This window comes from Oceanobacillus iheyensis HTE831 (assembly GCF_000011245.1).
GTDB classification, from domain to species: domain Bacteria; phylum Bacillota; class Bacilli; order Bacillales; family Amphibacillaceae; genus Oceanobacillus; species Oceanobacillus iheyensis.
On record NC_004193.1, the window covers coordinates 617,886 to 637,490 of the forward strand.

The following is a 19,605-nucleotide window of genomic DNA, read 5'->3' on the forward strand; positions in this document are numbered from 1 at the left end:
TAACGCTCCAACGCTTAGGACTGTTATGTTCTACAGTACCTAGTTTGCATTCTCGTTCCAGAATCTTGAGTGCCTGCTTTATTTTTCCCAATTTTTTTCTGTATAAAACTTCCTGCATTATACAAATATAACCACAATGGGAAAATTGTTTTACTTTATATCAATTAAAAAAGCAGTACATCTCAAAAATTAATCGTACTGCTTTTTGTGCTTATTTTTTATAGTCTTACATACCATTTTTTTATTCTAAACTTCTCCGTTTTTCTTGTCTTGTTCTTTTTCATTTGGAATATATCTAGAATAGTATGCTGCAAATATTAAACATATTAATGCCAAGCCCCATGCTACAATACCACTCCAATAAACCTCAACTTTTGAGCCGATATAGATAATCACAGCACTAAGCAAAATCAATATTAACGTATAATATCTTTTCATGATCGATCATTCCCCCAGGTAAGGCAACCTATATAATTATTGTTTATAATTTAGTATGTGTTTTTATATGATCTTATTATACCAAATGTACCTATCTTCTACATGTTATTTGTTTTTTTAATCATTAAAAATATAACTGAATTTTGCCGAATGTTATAAATTTTAATCGATAAAATGGTATGATATAGACTAGTGAAGGAGTGCTGCGTTTGAAAAGATTATATCGCTTTTTTCCTGTGTCTATAATCACTATTTTTTTCTTATTATTTATGAGTTTTATTGATATTGAAACTGTTGAAAAAAGTTATAATGTTCATGCTGGGCATGCATCATTGTTACAGAAAAAAACGGCTCCAACTATAGAACAAGAGATCAAGGTATCTGCTGTTGGAGATGTTTTAATTCATAGTCCAGTTTATGAAGATGCAAGAGAGCGTGATGGTTTTGATTTTAATCCAATGTTCAAGCAAGTTAAAACCTATCTTGATTCCTCTACGGTTACGATAGCCAATCAGGAAACGATGATAGGTGGAGAAGAAATGGGATTATCTTCTTATCCGTCATTTAATAGCCCATTTGAGGTTGGAGATGCACTCAAAGAAAATGGGGTTGACATTGTAACGATTGCCAATAATCATACACTAGATCGCGGTGAACAAGCTATAACCAATGCAATTGGCCATTGGCAGTCAATAGATATGTTGTATGAAGGTGCTTATCAGAACAAGGAGGATCAAGAGAAAATAAGAGTACTGGAAACCGAAGAAGGCATTTCTATTGCATCATTAGCTTATACATATGGTACAAATGGAATACCAGTTCCTCAAGGGAAAGAATACTTAGTCGACTTAATAGACCGTAAAAAAATGAAAGAAGAAATTATAAAGGCAAAAAAATTAGCAGATATAGTTGTTCTTTCGCTTCATTTTGGTAATGAGTATGAGCACTATCCTAACCAATCACAGAAAGACTTAGCAAAGTTTGCTGCAGATTTAGGAGTAGACGTTATTATTGGACATCATCCACATGTACTGCAGCCAATCGACTGGGTGAAAGGGGAAGATGGTTATCAGACTCTAGTTGCGTATTCACTAGGTAATTTTCTTTCTAATCAACAAAAGTATAATCAACGTGTTGGCGGGATATTTGGATTCTCCATAACCAAGAGGGTAAAAGGGGAAGAAGAAAATATAGAAGTTCATTCTCCGACGTTTGTACCTACATATGTGTACTTTGAAAATAATTACACTAACTTTAGGGTGATCCCCATGTATCAACTTAGGGATGATCAATTAGAAAATGCTCAACAAAAATATGAAGAAACGAAACAACATATAAATCAATATATAAACGAAGTGGAATTTCTAGAAAAAGAATAAATGGAGATCTTTATTGTATCGTTTCCGTTCATTTTGGTATGATTGATTTGTTCAATTGTTGTTTAAAGAGGAGAAATATTGTTATGGAATGGAAAAATATATATCGTGGTTTAGCTATGGGAGCAACCGACGTTGTTCCAGGGATTAGTGGTGGTACGATTGCAGTATTATTAGGCATTTACGATCAATTAATCCAATCATTAAATGGTTTATTTAGTAAGGATTGGAAAAAGCATTTAGGTTTTTTAATACCTCTAGGTATCGGAATAGTAGCAGCAATATTTTTATTAGCTAGTGTAATTGAATGGTTATTTGAACACCATCCACAACAAACTCAGTTTTTCTTTTTAGGATTAATTTTAGGTGTGTTACCGTACTTATTTCACAAAGCTAATGCAAAAACTGACTTTACAGCCAAACACTATGTATATCTAGTGATTGGATTTATCGTTGTTAGTATTATGGCGTTCTTCAACCCTACAGAGGGACAAGCTATAGAGAATATGACTCCGGCAACATATTTATTGTTATTTGTATCAGGTTTTATTGGCAGTAGTGCGATGATCATACCTGGTATCAGCGGATCGTTTATGTTGCTATTACTCGGAGTGTATACTACGGTTATATCAGCAATTAGTAATTTATACTTTGATATAATTATCGTTACAGGATTAGGGATTGCGATTGGTTTTATTGTCATGAGCAAAATTATTGCCTACTTTTTAAGGAATCATTATACTTCGACTTATGCAGTAATCATTGGACTTGTAATTGGAGCAGTAGTAGTCGTATATCCAGGTTTTTCAGATGGGGTATTAGGATTAATCATTAGTGTTATTACATTCGGATTAGGTCTCTTTGTAGCGTATATATTAGGTCGAGTTGAGTATAAACAATAACAGATGGGAGCGTTGAGTAATGGAAGCAATTAAAAGTGTCGAATCGTTTAACGAAATTATTGCTAGTGAGCAACCGGTAATTATTAAATTTTATGCTGATTGGTGTCCAGACTGCAAACGTATGGATATGTTTATCGATGGAGTAATCGAAGAATTTAACCATTACGATTGGTATGAAGTAAATAGTGACGAAGTTGAGGGACTAGCAGAAAAATATGAAGTAATGGGTATTCCGAGTATGCTGATCTTTAAAAATGGTGAAAAAATTGCACATCAACATAGTGCATATACTAAATCACCTGAATCTGTGTCGGAGTTTTTACATCAACAATTAGATTAAAATTACATTAAAAAAGCGACCATTCTTCTAGAATGGTCGCTTTTTTGATAATTCCTAGTTTATAATTAAGGAGAAAATGGCCTTAATTTATATTTATATTTAAATGAAGGAAGGGGCATGATTCATGGCAGAACGTATATTAATTGTGGAAGATGAACAAAAAATTAGCAGAGTATTACAGTTAGAGCTTGAATACGAAGGTTATGAATCTGAAGTAGCTAGTAATGGAAAAGATGCATTAAATAAAATTGAACAAGAAAACTGGGATCTTGTACTACTAGATATTATGATTCCTCAGCTAAGTGGATTAGAAGTGTTAAGACGTGTTCGGAGAGCAGAAAATCAAACGCCGATCATCTTATTAACTGCTCGTGATGAGGTTCATGATAAAGTAAGTGGTCTCGATTTAGGTGCGAATGATTACATAACGAAACCATTTCAAATAGAAGAGTTACTCGCTCGTGTACGTGTGCATTTACGAAAAGTTGTGCAGGCAGCGAATGATAACCAGACTTTATCAGTAGCAGATCTACAGGTGGATTTACATGCGTATGAGGTCACGCGTAACGGTGAAAAAATTGAATTAACACCTCGCGAATTTAATTTATTGGTGTGTTTACTAAAGAATAAAAATATTGTTCTTACTCGAGAACAGTTAATTGAATCGGTATGGGGATACGATTATTTTGGAGATACAAATGTGGTAGATGTTTATATTCGTTATTTACGCCAGAAAGTAGATAAAAACTTTGAGATACCGATAATTCAAACTGTACGTGGTGTAGGTTATACAATTAAGGAAGATAAACAATGATATTTCGAAAGCTAATTAACTTTTTTTCTTCTATAACATTACGAAAAAAAATTATCTTCTTCTCAACCTTTTTTATGTTGATTTTAATATTAATTGTAAACACCGCTATTTATTTCCTGTTTTATCAATCAGCTTCAGAGGGAGAATTGGATCAATTAACCACTCATACAGATACGTTGGTGGAGAAAATTGGGGAAAATTCGTCCGTTTCTCTAGAAGAGATGAAAGATTTATTAACGGCGTATTTACCAACAAATGGAATGATTCGAGTTATTGATGCGAATGAGAACAAACTAATAGATCAAAAGAAGCCAGAATACACTGAAGTGCCTATAGAGTATACGACAACGGAACGAAGAGAAGTTATATCTAGTGATCAAGCAGATGTTGCTATGGTGTCGAAACCAATTATTTGGCAAAATGGAGAAATTGTAACCATTCAAGTCTCCGATCATTTAATTCATATGAGTGAAACGATGCAAATTTTAAGGTATGTGCTATTTTTCTCGAGTGCGATTATATTAATTCCCACTATTATTGCAAGCATTCTTTTAAGTCGCTTTTTATTAAACCCGATTCAAAAATTAAAAGAAACGATGCAGACAAATATTTCAAAAAGAGATTGGAAAAAAATAGATATTGAAAACAGATCAAAAGATGAGCTCTATGAAATGGAAGTAACATTTAATGAAATGATCGATTCGTTGAAAGAAAATTATGAGAAGCAGGAGATTTTTGTATCAAACGCATCCCATGAATTGAAAACACCTATTCAGATTATCAAAAGCTATGCACAGTTATTAAGTCGACGTGGAGAAGGTAATCCTGAATTGCTGCAAGAGTCTACGGAAGCCATCGATTCGGAAGCGGACCGAATGCAGAATTTAGTCGAGCAAATGTTAGCATTAGCTAAGAATCAACAGGAACAAGTTGTTGAAACAGTGGATATGAAAGAACTCTTGCAACAAGTTGCGGACACATTCCAAAAAGCGTATGCTCCAAGAGAGATTATTTTATTCACGGATGAGAAAACCAAGTATATGTGGCAAGGAAATCCTGATCAAATCAAACAAGTTATTTATATATTATTAACCAATGCGCTAAAATACAGTGAGAAAGAAGTAAATATCCGCTTACAACAAAAAAGCGATGAAATGATAGTATCAGTTCAAGACTTTGGAGAAGGATTGGCGGAGCAGGATCAGCAACATATTTTTGAAAGGTTTTATCGAGTAGACCGTGCAAGAAACAGAGAAACTGGTGGTACGGGACTTGGATTAGCAATTGCTAAGGTTATAGTGGAAACCTATCAAGGAGAAATAACTGTCCAAAGCAAGCTAGGTGAAGGCTCGATATTCCATATTCATCTTCCTAACATGGACCAATAAGCTAACAGATTCTCATCAAATTCTAATCTTTTTATTGGTATTTTGTGATGATTGGTATGATAAAGTTTGCATGTAGAGGTGAAGCATATGAATAAACGTACATTGCTCATTGGGGCAGTAGTAATATTAGTTGTTAGTTTGTTTTTTATTTATCGTACAGGAGCTTCTTCCAGTGAGCCAAAGTTATCTCAAGAGGAGATAAAACAACTAGTTAAAGAGCAATATCCTGGAACTCAAAATGAGCCCGATCTGCAATTAAAGGACGGCGAGCCTGTATATCAAATAGAAGTAAGACAAGAAAATGGCAGTTACAAAGTGGTATTAGATGGAAACACAGGTAAGGTATTAGATATTTATCAAAAAGAAGCTGAAAAAGCAGAGAATGTAGAACCAGACGATAACAATGATACAACAACGGATGAAGATACAAATACGGATAATAACCAAGATAATAATGATGATACAGATAAAGCTGATAAAGACGAACCATCATCTGAACAAGGAAACAATGCCATCATCTCATCAGAAGAGGCAAAAGAAATTGCATTAAATCAGTTTTCTGGAACCGTAAGTGAACTGGAGTTAGATGAAGATGACGGAACAATGATGTATGAAATTGAAATAGTTGATGGCAATAAGGAAGCAACTATCGAAATTAATGCCTACACCGGAAATGTTATCGTAATTGAAACGGAAGATGATGATGATTAAGCTACTAATGCATATTGGTAGCTTTTTTTATGGGCTAGGAATTATAAAATTTTGGAGCAGTGGATAAACGTACGAAGCTATTCAGCCACATCCAGCGCCTGTCACCTAATGTCCTTCCGGAAGCCTCCTTATGATACAGAAGACTGCCGAACGTACTTGGTGAGGCTAAGTCGCACTTATGCCCTTCGGTGAAAATCAACATTGATTCGCATCCGCTAATCGTGTTTCCTTAATCTCAAAGAAATAAAGAAGTTCGACCAGTCGAACCACCCCTTGAAAACCAGGGGCGCAGGACATAAGGTGATAAATGGGGCCTTCTGCTTTTTTTATGGCTATATTAAATACCTTTCTATAAATTCTCATGAATTTCTAATCTTTATCAAAGAGTCTTATAATCCTTGTTGGATATGATGTAGTTAACAACAAAAAGGAGGTAATTTTAAATGAAAAAGAAATTGGCAGTACTAGTAGGAGCATTAACAATATCAACAGCGATTGGGGTAGGGTTTTCACAATCGGATCAAGCAGCTTCAGCTTCGGAAAATAACAAACAGCCAACGTTATCTTCGGAGGATATCACTTCTATCGTTAATGAACAGTATGAGGGTGATATTACTGATTTTGAATTAGACAGAGATGACAATCAAACTCATTACGAAGTAGAGGTAATCAATGACGACGAAGAATATGACTTGGAAATTGATGCAGAAACAGGAGAAATTATTAAAGAAAACGTAGAGAAATTTCAACTAGAAAATAAACAGGGGACTAAAAATTCTAACGTGGATAGCTCAAACTTCATTGGTGATAAAAAAGCAAAAGAAATTGCTTTAGAACAATTTTCTGGTAAAGTTGTAGAATTTGAGTTAGATGAAGATGATGGTAAGTATGTATATGAAATCGAAGTAAGAGACGGAAATAAAGAAGCAGATTTTGAAATTGACGCGGTAACAGGAAATGTGTTGGAAATGGATATAGAAACTGACGACGATGATGACGATGACGATGACGATCGTTATGATGATTAATTAAAATTCCTGAAATACGGTGAATAATATAAAAGTAGTCTTCTAAAATAGATCATAATGTAAAAGGGATTGGGGCAAAAGTATTCAGGAAAAAGACAAATCCGAATGATAGGCTATGAAATACTACTTCAGAAATATAGTCCGCTTACCCAGCGGCGGCTGTTGAGTCTCCGGTTGCTCATGCATCGGGGGCTCAACCATTTCTTTCTCCCACAGGACAAGGAAGACTTCAACAGCATTGCATCGCACACAGAAAATCGAATTTGATTCTCAAGGAGTCTCCCGTATAATACTTACGCATATCTTGGCTTTTATCCGTTTTTTGACGAGAAATTTTGTTATCTCAATTTAGAATAGCAAGGTTTCTTTTCTATTACCCAAAAAAGCTAGAGAAATCCGGAAAAGTGGTCAATAGACTGTTTCTATTCCCCAAAAAAGCTTAAGAAATCGGAAAAAGTAGTCAATAGACTGGCTCTATTACCCAAAAAAGCTTGAGAAATCCGGAAAAGTGGTGAATAGACAGCCCTTGATTCATGACTAGAACGGACTTACTAAATTGCCAGGGTTGGCTCGTCATTCAGTACCTAAGAATCATGAACCAAGCTGTCCAATTCCAATTTCAATTCTAATTGATGTTCCTCGTTAATTGTGATCCATAACCACCTGATAATTATTTGTCGTAGTTGCAGCAACACGGGGGTGTTTTTCAAAATATGTTTGTATAAGTTCTACTGCATCTCTTTGTATTTCTTTTATTACTGGTTTATGTTTAAACATATCGTAATTACCACCGCCAGATGCACGGTAATTATTTAATACAACGTGAAATGTATCATCGGATTTTATTGGTTCACCGTGATATCGCATATTGGAAACACGATCACCTGGTGAATTTGATATATTCATCGTATAGTCAATTCCATGCCAGATATCATAATTGTAATGTTGTGGTTTTGGTTCGATATAATTAGGATTGACGGTAATTTGATTATTTTTAATTGTAAAGTATTCTGCGCTTTTTTCCAAAGCTTCTTTTATGTCTTTCCCCGTTAATTCTAATACAGTTAACGTATTGGGATACATATAATTAGATACAATATCTCGCATCGTAACTTCTGAGGAAAATCCTTTTGACGTATTGTTTAATAACGCAGATACGGATATATCAACTTCTGCTGCATCCATTTGTACGTTATGTATAAATTCTATAAAAGGATGCTTTTTAATACGTGCTTGAAAGGGGTCATGAATAATCATATCGCCATCAATCTTCCCGATAGGTTGATCTAACCATGTCTGCGTAGAAGCTTCTAATGCTTCCATGTAGTTAAGTATTTGCTGGTTGGATTTTACACCGGTAAGTTCATGAATAGCACCTTTCTTATTCTCGATTATCCAACTACTATTATTATCTTTGGTCAAGGATATTTCGACTTTTCCATATGCTTGTCCATTGTTTCCTGGTTGTAAAACGATGATATTATTATTAACCTCATTAATGCGTCGATGTTGATGACCAGTGAGCAAAATATCGATGCCCTCAATCTCTTCAACTATTTGATAGCCTTGGTTTTCACCAGTTAAATCTTCAGTAGCTTCTCCTGTATGTAAGTCTTTTTCAAATCCTCCATGATAAGCAGCAATTACAATATCAGGCTGCTCGTTCTCTCTAATGTAAGAAACCCAACTATTCAACGTATCAAATGCATCTTCAAATAATAAACCTTCAATATGCTCAGGAGTCTCCCAATTAGGAATGTAATGGGTAGTCACCCCTACAATTGCTGCAGTTATTCCATTATGAAATGTTTTTATAATATAAGGCGGACCGAATGCAGGTTCTTTTGTTTGGTTGTTTATTATGTTAGCAGATAACCAAGGGAAATTAGATTCATGGATGGCTTGTTGTAAAACGGATTTTCCAAAGTTAAATTCATGGTTACCGATTACTCCTGCGTCTATGTGTAATTGATTCATTATTCCTACCATAGGATTTTGCTTATCTAAATGTTCCTTCACATAATGTGTCATAAGTGGTGTGCCTTGTATTAAATCACCATTATCAATAATAATTAAATTCTCTTCGGATTCTCGATGTTCTTCTACCACGGTTGCATATTTAGCAAGTCCAATATCTTCTTTTTTGTTTGTCCCATACTGTATTGGCATTGCGTGTCCGTGTACATCACTTGTGTATAAAATAGTTACAGCTGATTGGTGCAATCAAAAACATCCTTTCTATAGTACTACTTGACGATAATCGTTAAAAAGTCCTCGAGCATAAAGGAGTTTACTCGAGGACGAAAACTATTAATAGGTTTCTTATACAATTTTACGACGAATTCTTGCAGAAGCAAAATCAATGATGGTTACTACAACTATAATCGCCAGCAAAATCATACCCATTTCATTCCAGTTACGGTTACTGGACGCAAACATAATCATTGTACCAATACCACCTGCGCCAACAATACCAAGTATGGAAGAAGCACGTATATCTACTTCAAAACGATAAATGGCATAAGACAGGAATTCTGGTATGATTTGCGGAAGTACTCCATGGAACAAAATTTGAACTTTATTCGCACCGGAAGCCTCCATTGCTTCGATGACTTGCATATCAATGGATTCGATAATTTCAGAGAACATTTTTCCGAGCATCCCTGTTGAACCGATCGCAATAGCGAGAACCCCAGCAAATGCATTCGGTCCTACTGCTACTACGAATAATATAGCAAGGATGATTTCCGGAAATGCACGTACGGCAGATAAGAAAAATTTCCCAATGACCGATGTGATTTTACCACCCATCATATTGCGCGCTGCAATAAATGATAATGGTACAGCTATCACGGCGGCCATTAATGACCCAGCGAACGCGATAAAGATAGTCTCTAACATACTTCCAGATACGTCACTTAAAGCAGACCAATCAGGACTAAATAACTCTGGGATGACTCGTTGGAAGTTGTTAATTGCTCTTTCGATTGCACGTCCCCAATCAACATCAATGGTCACAAATGTCCAAATATACATTGCAATAACTAGGATGGCGATAATGATATTACGGACTTTTTTCGCTAAAGAATTCTTTGGTTTTGGAGGTAAGGAAAGATTTTTATTTTCCATTATAATAACGCCTCCCTTATTTTCGTGCTGATATACTCAATGATAATTACAACTACAAAAATAACAATAATAATCATCATGGCATTTGGGTAATTATAGAATTGTAATTGCTGATTCAGAATTAAACCAATACCACCAGCACCTACTAGACCAAGTACAAGTGATGCACGAATATTAATTTCAAATACGTAAAGCACGAGTGAAGTGAACTGTGGTAACACTTGTGGAACCAATGCATACCAGATTACCTGAAATACATTTCCCCCCGATGCGCGCATTGCTTCTAGTGGATTCATATCAACAGCTTCAATTGTTTCACTAATTAATTTTGCAAGAATCCCAATTGAAAATACAATTAGTGCTAATATACCAGGGAAAACCCCAATACCAAATAATCCAACAAAAATAACTGCAAGAACCAAATCTGGAATAGTACGTAATATATTTAAAAATGTACGAGATATGTAATATAATGGTTTGACTGTTGTAATATTGCGTGCTGCCAGTAATGATAGTGGCACAGTGAAGAGAGCAGCCACCGTAGTTGCGATAATCGCCATTTGTATCGTTTCAATAATAGCAGGTAGTATTGGCATGATAACTGATGGATTTGGCGGGAAAAACTTTTCAATTACTTGTCCCATATTTGATAATGCATTTCCAAATCCGCTTGTCATTTGTTGTTGTGTACTTATCATGCTATATAAATACATAGCTAGTACAACAAAGAAGATAACAGTGACCTGCATTTTTGTTTTTGCTGGATAAAGAGATGGGATTTCTTTTTTACTTAATGGTTGCTTGGAGTTTGTCACGACTCTTTTGCACCCCCACGTAGGTCATCTTCACGTATGGAGCGACCATAAATTTCTTCGAAGGTACTTTCACTAACCTCCGATACAGGACCGTCGAATACAACTTCACCAGCTCGCATTCCTATAATACGGTCGGCGTATTCCATTGCCATATCAATAAAATGGAGGTTTACGATTGTTGTAATTTTGTCTTCACGGTTAATTTTCTTTAAATAAGTCATTACTTGATGAGAAGTGGGAGGATCGAGTGATGCGACTGGCTCATCAGCTAAAATATATTTTGGTTGTTGCGTGAGAACACGAGCAATGCTCACTCGTTGTTGCTGTCCGCCACTTAGTTCGTCAGCGCGGTTATAGATTTTCTCTGCGATATTAACACGATGCAGACTTTCGTAAGCGAGTGCAACATCTTCTTTTTTATATTGATTAAAGATGGAGCGGATGGTTCCTGTATGCCCAAGACGGCCTGCCAATACATTTTTAAACACATTAGAACGTTTAACGAGGTTATAATTTTGGAAAATCATGCCTGTTTTTGTCCGTAACATTCGTAATTTATTACCGCTATAGTTTAAAATATTTTCATCATCAATGATTAGCTCACCCGTTGTTGGAGTAACTAATCGGTTAATGCTACGAATGAATGTAGACTTACCAGCACCTGATAAGCCGACAATTACAACGAATTCTCCATCATTGATTTTTACATTTATATTTTTTAGGCCTTCTGTTCCATTTGGATAGACAAGGCCGACATCCTTAAACTCGATCATAGTAGTAATCCTCCATTACAAAATAAGTCAAAACACTAGGAAAAAGAGGCTGAGACAAAAGTATTTAATCAAAAGATAATACGAATGTTTTGCTTTTGAAACCTCGCTTTAGAAATATACTCCGCTTATCCTAAGGCGGTTGATGAGCATCCAGTTGCTCATGTATCGGTGTCTCAACTAGACCCTCTTCCTACAACACAAGGAAGACTTCGATATCATCGCACGCAGAAAATCGTTTTTTGATTTTCAAGGAGTCTCCGTATATTTCATACGCGGATTCTAATTACATCCGTCTTTTGATCAAATCTTTTTGTTATGTCCCAGCCACTTTTATTAGTGTAGTCGATTGAAATGCGTTGAATTAAAGTTCGATATTATCTTTGAATTTCTGGTATGTTTCTCGAACAACGTCGTATTCTTCGTCAGATGCTTCATCAATTTCGTCCCAATTATATACATCGTTCATAATTTGAATCATCTCTTCATCATCATTAAAGGATAAGAACGCTTCTTTTATTTGTTGTACAAAATCATCTGGTAGTTCTTTTGTTACAGAAATTGTGTCATTTGGAATTTCGTCTGTGTAACCAAGAATGGATAAATCCTCCATTACAGTTGGATATTCTTCTTCCAGTTCTGTTCTTACATCATCAAATGTCGTAGCAACGTCTGCGTCTCCATTTAGAACAGAAATAGCAGAGTTGTCATGTCCACCGGAAGCAATTGATCCGCCGAAGAAATTACTTTCTAGTTCAGCAGCTGTGTCATAACCAAATTCCTCCATTAATTGGTTAGCTGGAAATAAGTAACCTGAAGTAGACCCTTGATCTGCATAAGCCCATACTTTGCCCTCTAAGTCTTCTAAACTTTCAATACCAGAATCAGAACGCACGACATATTGTGCTTTATAAGTTCCAGAACCATATCGAATGGATTTTAAAATAACTTCTGCATCATATTGTTCACTAGCAAGCACATAACCAAATGCTGGGATAAATCCAACGTGTACTTGATTCGCTCCCATTGCTTCTACTAAAGCGTTGTAATTGGTCATAACTCGTCCTTCTACATTAATTCCTAGCTCTTCTCCTAATCTCTCTGCTAGGGGTTCTACTGTATCTGCAATTGTGTCAGAATCCTGTGATGGAACAAATCCCATTACAAGCGTTTCAGGAATTTCACCTTCAGCTGCTTCTTCTCCATTGGATTCATCATCATTCGTACTTGAATCATCAGCACCGGTATCTTCGTCTGAGCTACCACCACACGCTGCTAAAAATAATACAAGTCCGAGAATAATTAATAAACTGTAAAATTTCTTCATCTTGACCCTCCTATGTAATATAAAGAAATATCTTACAGTTCTATTAAATAATATTTTCAACTAAAAATCTAGTCAATTTCTGTAAATTAACTTTGTTTTAACAATTTAATTTTAGATACATCGGAATTTTTGTATTATTAATAATTGGTTAGTTATGTAATATTTGTAATAATTTATGCTTTTTTGTTGGAAACCGATATAATAAACAAGGGGGAGTAGTATAAGTGAGGGAGTGGAGTATAGATGGAATTGGAATTGGTAACGAAGAAACAAGATCCATCCTTAAAGTTACTAGTTATATTATCCAAAGCGTACAAAACAGTGATGGAACAAGTAGAGTTAGATGTCAAGTCAAGGGGAATAAGTTTAACTGATTTCGCTGTTTTGGAATTATTGTATCATCGAGGGCAACAACCCTTACAAAAAATCGCCGATAAAATTTTGTTAACAAGCGGAAGTATTACGTATGTAGTAAATAAGCTTGAAAAACAAGGTTATCTAACGAGAGAACAGTGTGAATTAGATAAGCGAGTTACCTATGCTGTCATTTCTGACAAGGGTACAGAATTACTCGATTCTATTTTTCCTGGACATTGGGATAAGATCAAACAAATTATGCATGGATTAGACTATCACGAAAAGGAAGAAGCAATCGTATTATTAAAAAAGTTAGGGACGGCAATTCGAGAACTTTAATATTTAGCTATATTATTCTTAATCATGTGTATGGACAACTAAAGAGGTTCGAATGAATTGGATTAAAACAATTCATAGATATACTTCGCTCATCCAGCACAACTGTAGTGAGATCCCTAGCTGCTAAAGCAATAAGGGATCTCACCTAAGTTACCTCACAGAAATCTTCTTGTTTTTTCGAAAATACTTCTTCTGACCACATTTTTGTAAATTATATCCCAAAAAATAACATAGTAACGTAAAGATATATTGTTATTGTTTCAAGTATCTAAAATTAATCACAACCTTACATAAGAGTAATATAAGTTAATTTTTAGGGGATTATAACAGTAACGTTTCAAAATTGTTAAGTTGATGTTTAACATGATAATTTCATGGGTACAAGATAGTACGTAGAACAAATTCAAACTACATCAGGAGGAAATGACAATGAGTAAAGTAGTAGTCTATGTTAGTGAAGTTAACGAACCCTCCAAAAAAGTTATAGAGCTATTGAATGAATATAAAATAACGTTTGAGATGAAAAATGTAACGGTAGATAAAACATATTTGCAGGAATTACAAACGAAAGGCATCTATGGTACTCCAGCTACAGAAATAGATGGAGAATTTATATTAGGTTATCAAAAAAATAAGTTGAAGTATGCATTAGGCTTAGATGATGTTTCGCATTATTCTTCTTTATTTGATGGATTTAACTCTTAATCTATTACGTATAAGATTCACACCTAATTTTGGCCGATCATATACTATTATAAAAAGTACATCACCAAAGGGTGTGTGAATCATGCAACGTCATTGGAACCCACGTCAAATGAATACTTTTCCTGAGAACAATTATAACTATAGACAAATACCCCAACAACAACCTTTATATCAATTAACTAATACTTGGAATACCCAACAACACCCCTCTACCCCATACGAAATTTTTGCAAAACCGGAATTACCATTACAGAGTTTGGTAAATCAGCAAGGGCAGGGGACTACACCGAATACGACTCAGCCTAATCAGCAATTTAACAACGGGGAAGGAGAAAATCCTTTAAAGTTTGATAAGGTAATGAATACAGTTGGACAATTAGCTAGTACGTACCATCAAGTATCACCAATAATAAAAGAATTTAGTACGTTCGTAAAAGCTTTTCGTTAATTAAGCTAACTCGCATAACCTGTATCAGTTATAGGTACAATAAAACTGTTCTTCCATCTAGGGAGAACAGTCGTTTTGGGGAAGCATACAAAAAAGGAGAAATCGTTATGATAGCGTGCTTAATCATACACGGCTACACAGGAGGTCCATATGAGGTAGACCCTTTAGCAGACTTCTTAAGAGAGAATACAGATTGGCATGTAGAAGTTCCTACCTTACCAGGGCATGGGGAACAGCTTAGTCTTAAAAATGCTTCTTACAAAAATTGGATTCAATCGGCAGAAGCAGCTCTTGAACCTTTACAAAAGAAATATGAAAAGGTGTACGTAATTGGTTTTTCTATGGGAGGAATGATAGCTGCTTATTTAGCAGCTAAATATCAAATAGACAAACTTGTGTTACTAGCACCTTCAGGCAAATATTTGAGTTTCAAGCAAATAGGCTTAGATATTGCGACATGTATAGGTGATGGTATCCGTGGCGATTTAAGCAAAAACAAGCTGTATAATCACTATAAGAAGAAGTTAGGTGTTGTACCTTTAAAAGCAAATATTGAATTTATGAAATTGGTTCGCTTTACGAGGCGATACTTGGATAAGGTGAATTCTCCTGTTTTAATTGCACATGGACAACTTGATGGGATGGTTCCATATAAAACTGCGTATTATTTAGATAAGGAAATTCATTCTGAAGAAAAAGAAGTTGTCGTGTTTGAAAGGTCTAGGCATTTAATATGCTTGGGAGAGGATAAAGATACCTTAAATGGGATGGTGTATCAATTCCTCGTTCAACAACAATAAAAAACGTACGCTCTTACCTGGTAGAGCATACGTTTTTTTTATAGGATAATGTGCTGGTAGTAAAAAGGAAATTCGCCTATGACCGATCTAGCTAAAAGATAGATCCACACTCGCTATTTCGTTTTTATTTATCCTTGAAAAATGCCATTACAATAGCACCTTCTCCACCATAAGTAGAGATTAAAGGTCCTGTTTCAGCAAGAAGAGAATCTTTAAATCGATATTTTTGACGTATTTCTTGAAGAACACTATTTGCACGTTCCTCGTCTCTACAATGTGTCATAGAGATAATTTTGTTTTCGGTATTTTTCGTGTATTCACCAATTTGATCAATAAATCGACGAATGGACTTTTTATCGCCACGTACTTTTTCTGAAACTTCAATAGAACCCTCATCAGTAGCTTTCATTAATATTTTGATATTGAGAGTTTTGGCAATTCGACCTTTCATCTTTTCCAGTCTGCCTCCTAGTACGAGGTTTTCTAGTGTTTTTAATACAAATAAAGTCGTTGTTTGTTCCACTCGTTCATGTAAATGCTCGACGAGACGTTCAAATGAATAGCCTTCATCTAACTTTTTACCCGCTTCATGCAATAACAGTGAAATTCCACATGACGCGGTTTTTGTATTGATCACTTCGATAACACGATCCGGTTCTTCTTCCAATAATAGCTCCTTACCAGCTAAAGCATGATCATACGTACTACTTAGTTCACTTGAAAGGCTAAGCATAATAATAGGTCTATCAGCTGGGACTTTCTTATATTCTTCATAAAAATTATGAGGGCTAGGCGCGGCAGAACGAGGCAATTCCCCTAGTTCTTTTACTTTTTCATGATAAGATTCAATCCCCATTGTAACCCCACTTGTATATTGTCCATCACTAAAATGAAGATAGAGTGGGACTACTTTCACATCTAACTTTTCACTTAAAAATGCTGGAATATCAGCAGAACTATCTGTCATTAGTTGAATATGCATCTCTTCACCTGCTTTTATATTAACTGAACTTCATTATAACAGTTAATGTATAGTAATAATACGATTTTAGTATTTAATGAATTTATTTATGACGTTTTGTTGAAATCGTTACCTGTTTTTTTCTTGAGATACTTACAATAAATAAAAATAATCCGAAAATGATAATTGTTCCACCGAGTAATTGTGCCCAAGTCGGAGTTTCTCCCAAAAAGATTACTGCTAATATACTCGCTCCAATTGGTTCGAAAACAATTGCCATGGAAATTGTTGCCGTACTTAGCCATTTTAATGACCAATTGAATAAGGAATGGCCTAAGAAAGTAGGGATTATTGCTAAAGCAATGAATATCCACCAATGATCGGCAGGATAATGAAAAAAATCTTCTTGTTTTATAATATTAAATAGAATAAGTGTGACAGTACTGGCACCGTAAACTACAAATGTATAGGTAATTAAAGAGACATGCTTCCGTACTTGTTGACCAGATAAAAAGTAAATGGTAACTGCTACCGCACCAAGCAATGCTAATATATCTCCAAAAAATGCATCCCCAGAGATTTGGAAGTCATTGAAACCGATAATGATACTTCCTATAATCACAATAGCAATGCTTATTATAGTTCCAGAAGAGAACCGTTCGCCAAATAAAAAATATGTCCCAATAAAAGCAAATATTGGTTGCATCGATACTAGTACTACGGAGCTGGCAACGGATGTATAGTTTAATGACTCAAACCAAAAGATAAAATGCATTGCAAGGAAAATACCTGCTAATATAGATAAAAACCAATTTTTTCTTGTTATATTTTTGAATTCATGACGATATTTTCCAATAACTATGGGTAATAATAAGAGTACAGCAAATAATAACCGGTAATTTGCTATTATAGAGGCGGGGGCTTCTGAAGCAAGCCTTACAAATATAGCTGAAGTAGAGATAGATAGAACCCCTATTCCAACTGCAATATATGGATTAAAAGGTGGTTTACGCATAATATGACATCCTTTAATTTCATGTTGATTCAATACATTTTTATATTAGGCATTATTCGTAATAAATTGTATATACTATTTTATCATGTACTATTAAAAAAATCATTTTAAGCCATAGAGTAGATATATGTCCATTAATTATGATATGATAATGAGAGCATTCGTTTCGAGGCCTCTTACCAAACGGTGAAGCCTTTTTTATACTTTACTAGTTAAAAGCCAATTATTATGGATAACCACATAAAGGTCTTATTATTCCCTTTAATTGCTGACGATGAGGTAAGTTTCATTTCAGCAATTTTTAAATCGTGCAATGGAAGATGGTAACCCATTGCTCTAATAGGGTTCCACCTCTTGAAGTTGTACTACCAATGAAGGATGGAATAAAGTATGAGAAAATCACAGGGCCTCTTTTGCGATGAATATTCACAAAAAAGGAGTCGACTATTAGGTGACAAAATTTAACGAACTAGGTGTTTCCGCCCCAATAATGAAAGCTTTAGAAAAAATGGGGTTTGAGGAAGCTACACCAATTCAAGCGGAAACTATTCCACATGCACTAGAAGGCCATGATGTTATTGGCCAAGCACAGACAGGAACAGGTAAAACAGCAGCATTCGGTATTCCGTTAATCAATAAAATTAATGCAAAACTAAGAAAGGTGCAAGGTTTAATTGTTGCACCAACACGTGAACTTGCTATTCAAGTTGCAGAAGAAATAAATCGTTTAGCGAAATTCAAGAGTGTTAGAGCTCTTGCAATATATGGTGGCCAACCAATGGACCGACAGATCCGAGCACTGAAAGATGGTCCACAGATCGTAGTGGCTACCCCGGGTAGATTATTAGATCATATGCGCAGAAAAACGATTCGTATTGATCAAGTGCATACGGCCGTTCTAGATGAAGCTGATGAAATGCTAAACATGGGCTTTATTGATGATATACGTGAGATTCTAAAAGGGATTCCAGAAGAAAGACAAACTCTACTTTTCTCTGCGACAATGCCAAAAGAAATCCGTAATATCGCTACTACGCTTATGAAGGAACCAAAAGAAGTTAAAGTTAAAGCGAAAGAAATGACCGTAGAGAATATTGATCAGTATTTCATTGAAATTCCTGAGAAGTATAAATTTGATACACTAAACAATCATTTGGATATTAATTCACCAGAACTTGCGATTATTTTTGCTCGTACGAAGAAGCGTGTGGATGAAGTAGCTGAAGGATTACAAGCGAGAGGATATCGCTCAGAAGGAATCCACGGTGATTTAACACAAGGAAAACGTATGTCTGTACTGAAGAAATTTAAGCAAGGTCGTGTAGATGTATTAGTCGCTACAGATGTGGCAGCACGTGGATTAGATATTTCTGGTGTAACTCATGTTTATAACTTTGATATACCACAAGATCCAGAAAGTTATGTACATCGTATTGGACGTACAGGACGTGCTGGAAAAATGGGTGAAGCAATTTCTTTCATTACCCCGAGAGAAATGGCTCATTTAAATCTAATTGAACAAACGACAAAGAGTAAAATGAAGCGTATGGCACCACCGACAAATCAAGATGCTCGTCGTGGCCAACAGCAAGTAACTATTGAAAAGCTAAAGAATGCAATTAATGAGAAAGACTTAAAAGTATACGAAGATGCAGCGAAAGAATTATTGGATGAGTATGATTCAATTACTGTTGTTTCAGCTGCTATCAGCATGATGACAAAAGAGCGTCGTGATACTCCAGTTCGTATTTCTTCTGTCGCACCAATCAGCGTGAAGAAAGCGAAAAACCAAAAAGATAATAAAACTAAAGGACGTTCTAATAACAAACGTTTCTATGGTGGTCGTGGACAAGGTGGACGAAACCAAGGAGGACGCGGTCAAGGCGGTCGCAACCGAAAAGGAAAAGGTAACTACCAACGACGTAATAGAGATAATTAAATA

20 protein-coding genes are annotated in these 19,605 nt (G+C 35.3%); 12 read left to right on the top strand and 8 right to left on the bottom strand.

Annotated features, from left to right (window positions below; all coding sequences use genetic code 11):
• Positions 1-246: 246 nt before the first annotated feature.
• Entirely contained in the window at positions 247-438 is a 192-nt protein-coding gene (locus tag OB_RS03175) for a hypothetical protein (protein ID WP_011064994.1), read from the bottom strand.
• Between the two features lie 209 nt (positions 439-647).
• Here OB_RS03175 and OB_RS03180 point away from each other — a divergent pair, with 209 nt between their 5' ends.
• From OB_RS03180 to OB_RS03210, 7 genes are all read left to right on the top strand, one after another.
• The gene (locus OB_RS03180) at positions 648-1,817 is read left to right on the top strand and encodes a CapA family protein (protein ID WP_011064995.1); all 1,170 of its coding nucleotides are present in this window, start codon (positions 648-650) and stop codon (positions 1,815-1,817) included.
• An 83-nt stretch (positions 1,818-1,900) separates the two neighbouring features.
• Positions 1,901-2,716, top strand: a complete 816-nt coding sequence (locus tag OB_RS03185; protein ID WP_011064996.1) for a DUF368 domain-containing protein — start codon at positions 1,901-1,903, stop codon at positions 2,714-2,716.
• A 19-nt stretch (positions 2,717-2,735) separates the two neighbouring features.
• Positions 2,736-3,056, top strand: coding sequence for a thioredoxin family protein (locus OB_RS03190; protein WP_011064997.1), 321 nt, complete (start codon positions 2,736-2,738; stop codon positions 3,054-3,056).
• A gap of 124 nt (positions 3,057-3,180) precedes the next feature.
• Positions 3,181-3,870 carry a response regulator transcription factor gene (locus OB_RS03195; protein ID WP_011064998.1) on the top strand — a complete coding sequence of 230 codons (690 nt, stop codon included), beginning with the start codon at positions 3,181-3,183 and terminating at the stop codon, positions 3,868-3,870.
• Positions 3,867-5,258, top strand: coding sequence for a sensor histidine kinase (locus OB_RS03200; RefSeq protein ID WP_011064999.1), 1,392 nt, complete (start codon positions 3,867-3,869; stop codon positions 5,256-5,258). The genes OB_RS03195 and OB_RS03200 overlap by 4 nt, the downstream gene beginning before the upstream one ends.
• 87 nt (positions 5,259-5,345) lie before the next feature.
• On the top strand, positions 5,346-5,969 hold the full coding sequence (locus OB_RS03205) for a PepSY domain-containing protein (RefSeq protein ID WP_011065000.1): 624 nt from the start codon (positions 5,346-5,348) through the stop codon (positions 5,967-5,969).
• A 443-nt stretch (positions 5,970-6,412) separates the two neighbouring features.
• Positions 6,413-6,997 (top strand): PepSY domain-containing protein, encoded by a 585-nt coding sequence (locus tag OB_RS03210; RefSeq protein ID WP_011065001.1) that lies wholly within the window; start codon positions 6,413-6,415, stop codon positions 6,995-6,997.
• Positions 6,998-7,639: 642 nt separating this feature from the next.
• On the opposite strand, the gene OB_RS03215 is transcribed toward OB_RS03210, so the two are convergent.
• The 5 genes from OB_RS03215 to phnD form a co-directional block, all read right to left on the bottom strand.
• Positions 7,640-9,220 carry a bifunctional metallophosphatase/5'-nucleotidase gene (locus tag OB_RS03215; RefSeq protein WP_011065002.1) on the bottom strand — a complete coding sequence of 527 codons (1,581 nt, stop codon included), beginning with the start codon at positions 9,218-9,220 and terminating at the stop codon, positions 7,640-7,642.
• Positions 9,221-9,319: 99 nt separating this feature from the next.
• Entirely contained in the window at positions 9,320-10,126 is an 807-nt protein-coding gene (gene phnE, locus OB_RS03220; RefSeq protein ID WP_011065003.1) for a phosphonate ABC transporter, permease protein PhnE, read from the bottom strand.
• A complete protein-coding gene (gene phnE / locus OB_RS03225; protein ID WP_011065004.1) occupies positions 10,126-10,941 on the bottom strand; it encodes a phosphonate ABC transporter, permease protein PhnE in 816 nt (271 codons plus the stop codon). Before phnE (OB_RS03225) ends, phnE (OB_RS03220) begins: the two co-directional genes overlap by 1 nt.
• Complete coding sequence (gene phnC / locus OB_RS03230; RefSeq protein WP_011065005.1) at positions 10,938-11,714, bottom strand: phosphonate ABC transporter ATP-binding protein; 777 nt, start codon at positions 11,712-11,714, stop codon at positions 10,938-10,940. The genes phnE (OB_RS03225) and phnC overlap by 4 nt, the downstream gene beginning before the upstream one ends.
• A 361-nt stretch (positions 11,715-12,075) precedes the next feature.
• Complete coding sequence (gene phnD, locus OB_RS03235; protein WP_011065006.1) at positions 12,076-13,038, bottom strand: phosphate/phosphite/phosphonate ABC transporter substrate-binding protein; 963 nt, start codon at positions 13,036-13,038, stop codon at positions 12,076-12,078.
• 243 nt (positions 13,039-13,281) lie between these two features.
• On the opposite strand from phnD, the gene OB_RS03240 reads away from it, so the two are divergent.
• The 4 genes from OB_RS03240 (at position 13,282) to OB_RS03255 (ending at position 15,687) form a co-directional block, all read left to right on the top strand.
• The gene (locus OB_RS03240; RefSeq protein ID WP_011065007.1) at positions 13,282-13,734 is read left to right on the top strand and encodes a MarR family winged helix-turn-helix transcriptional regulator; all 453 of its coding nucleotides are present in this window, start codon (positions 13,282-13,284) and stop codon (positions 13,732-13,734) included.
• 429 nt (positions 13,735-14,163) lie between these two features.
• Positions 14,164-14,439 carry a glutaredoxin domain-containing protein gene (locus OB_RS03245; RefSeq protein WP_011065008.1) on the top strand — a complete coding sequence of 92 codons (276 nt, stop codon included), beginning with the start codon at positions 14,164-14,166 and terminating at the stop codon, positions 14,437-14,439.
• A gap of 82 nt (positions 14,440-14,521) precedes the next feature.
• On the top strand, positions 14,522-14,887 hold the full coding sequence (locus OB_RS03250) for a YppG family protein (RefSeq protein ID WP_011065009.1): 366 nt from the start codon (positions 14,522-14,524) through the stop codon (positions 14,885-14,887).
• A gap of 107 nt (positions 14,888-14,994) precedes the next feature.
• On the top strand, positions 14,995-15,687 hold the full coding sequence (locus OB_RS03255) for an alpha/beta hydrolase (protein ID WP_011065010.1): 693 nt from the start codon (positions 14,995-14,997) through the stop codon (positions 15,685-15,687).
• A gap of 124 nt (positions 15,688-15,811) precedes the next feature.
• On the opposite strand, the gene OB_RS03260 is transcribed toward OB_RS03255, so the two are convergent.
• Both OB_RS03260 and OB_RS03265 read right to left on the bottom strand, forming a co-directional pair.
• A complete protein-coding gene (locus tag OB_RS03260; RefSeq protein WP_011065011.1) occupies positions 15,812-16,669 on the bottom strand; it encodes a DegV family protein in 858 nt (285 codons plus the stop codon).
• 82 nt (positions 16,670-16,751) lie between these two features.
• Positions 16,752-17,663: a DMT family transporter gene (locus OB_RS03265; RefSeq protein WP_011065012.1), complete on the bottom strand. Its 912-nt coding sequence runs from the start codon at positions 17,661-17,663 to the stop codon at positions 16,752-16,754.
• A 451-nt stretch (positions 17,664-18,114) separates the two neighbouring features.
• On the opposite strand from OB_RS03265, the gene OB_RS03270 reads away from it, so the two are divergent.
• Positions 18,115-19,602 (top strand): DEAD/DEAH box helicase, encoded by a 1,488-nt coding sequence (locus tag OB_RS03270; RefSeq protein WP_011065013.1) that lies wholly within the window; start codon positions 18,115-18,117, stop codon positions 19,600-19,602.
• The last annotated feature ends 3 nt before the right edge of the window (positions 19,603-19,605 follow it).

Bases quoted from the DNA above. Each gene is read 5' to 3' on its own strand.
- OB_RS03175 (WP_011064994.1), bottom strand. From the start codon at position 438: ATGAAAAGATATTATACGTTAATATTGATTTTGCTTAGTGCTGTGATT.
- OB_RS03185 (WP_011064996.1), top strand. From the start codon at position 1,901: ATGGAATGGAAAAATATATATCGTGGTTTAGCTATGGGAGCAACCGAC.
- OB_RS03190 (WP_011064997.1), top strand. From the start codon at position 2,736: ATGGAAGCAATTAAAAGTGTCGAATCGTTTAACGAAATTATTGCTAGT.
- OB_RS03195 (WP_011064998.1), top strand. From the start codon at position 3,181: ATGGCAGAACGTATATTAATTGTGGAAGATGAACAAAAAATTAGCAGA.
- OB_RS03200 (WP_011064999.1), top strand. From the start codon at position 3,867: ATGATATTTCGAAAGCTAATTAACTTTTTTTCTTCTATAACATTACGA.
- OB_RS03205 (WP_011065000.1), top strand. From the start codon at position 5,346: ATGAATAAACGTACATTGCTCATTGGGGCAGTAGTAATATTAGTTGTT.
- OB_RS03210 (WP_011065001.1), top strand. From the start codon at position 6,413: ATGAAAAAGAAATTGGCAGTACTAGTAGGAGCATTAACAATATCAACA.
- phnE (WP_011065003.1), bottom strand. From the start codon at position 10,126: ATGGAAAATAAAAATCTTTCCTTACCTCCAAAACCAAAGAATTCTTTA.
- phnC (WP_011065005.1), bottom strand. From the start codon at position 11,714: ATGATCGAGTTTAAGGATGTCGGCCTTGTCTATCCAAATGGAACAGAA.
- phnD (WP_011065006.1), bottom strand. From the start codon at position 13,038: ATGAAGAAATTTTACAGTTTATTAATTATTCTCGGACTTGTATTATTT.
- OB_RS03240 (WP_011065007.1), top strand. From the start codon at position 13,282: ATGGAATTGGAATTGGTAACGAAGAAACAAGATCCATCCTTAAAGTTA.
- OB_RS03245 (WP_011065008.1), top strand. From the start codon at position 14,164: ATGAGTAAAGTAGTAGTCTATGTTAGTGAAGTTAACGAACCCTCCAAA.
- OB_RS03250 (WP_011065009.1), top strand. From the start codon at position 14,522: ATGCAACGTCATTGGAACCCACGTCAAATGAATACTTTTCCTGAGAAC.
- OB_RS03255 (WP_011065010.1), top strand. From the start codon at position 14,995: ATGATAGCGTGCTTAATCATACACGGCTACACAGGAGGTCCATATGAG.
- OB_RS03260 (WP_011065011.1), bottom strand. From the start codon at position 16,669: ATGCATATTCAACTAATGACAGATAGTTCTGCTGATATTCCAGCATTT.
- OB_RS03265 (WP_011065012.1), bottom strand. From the start codon at position 17,663: ATGCGTAAACCACCTTTTAATCCATATATTGCAGTTGGAATAGGGGTT.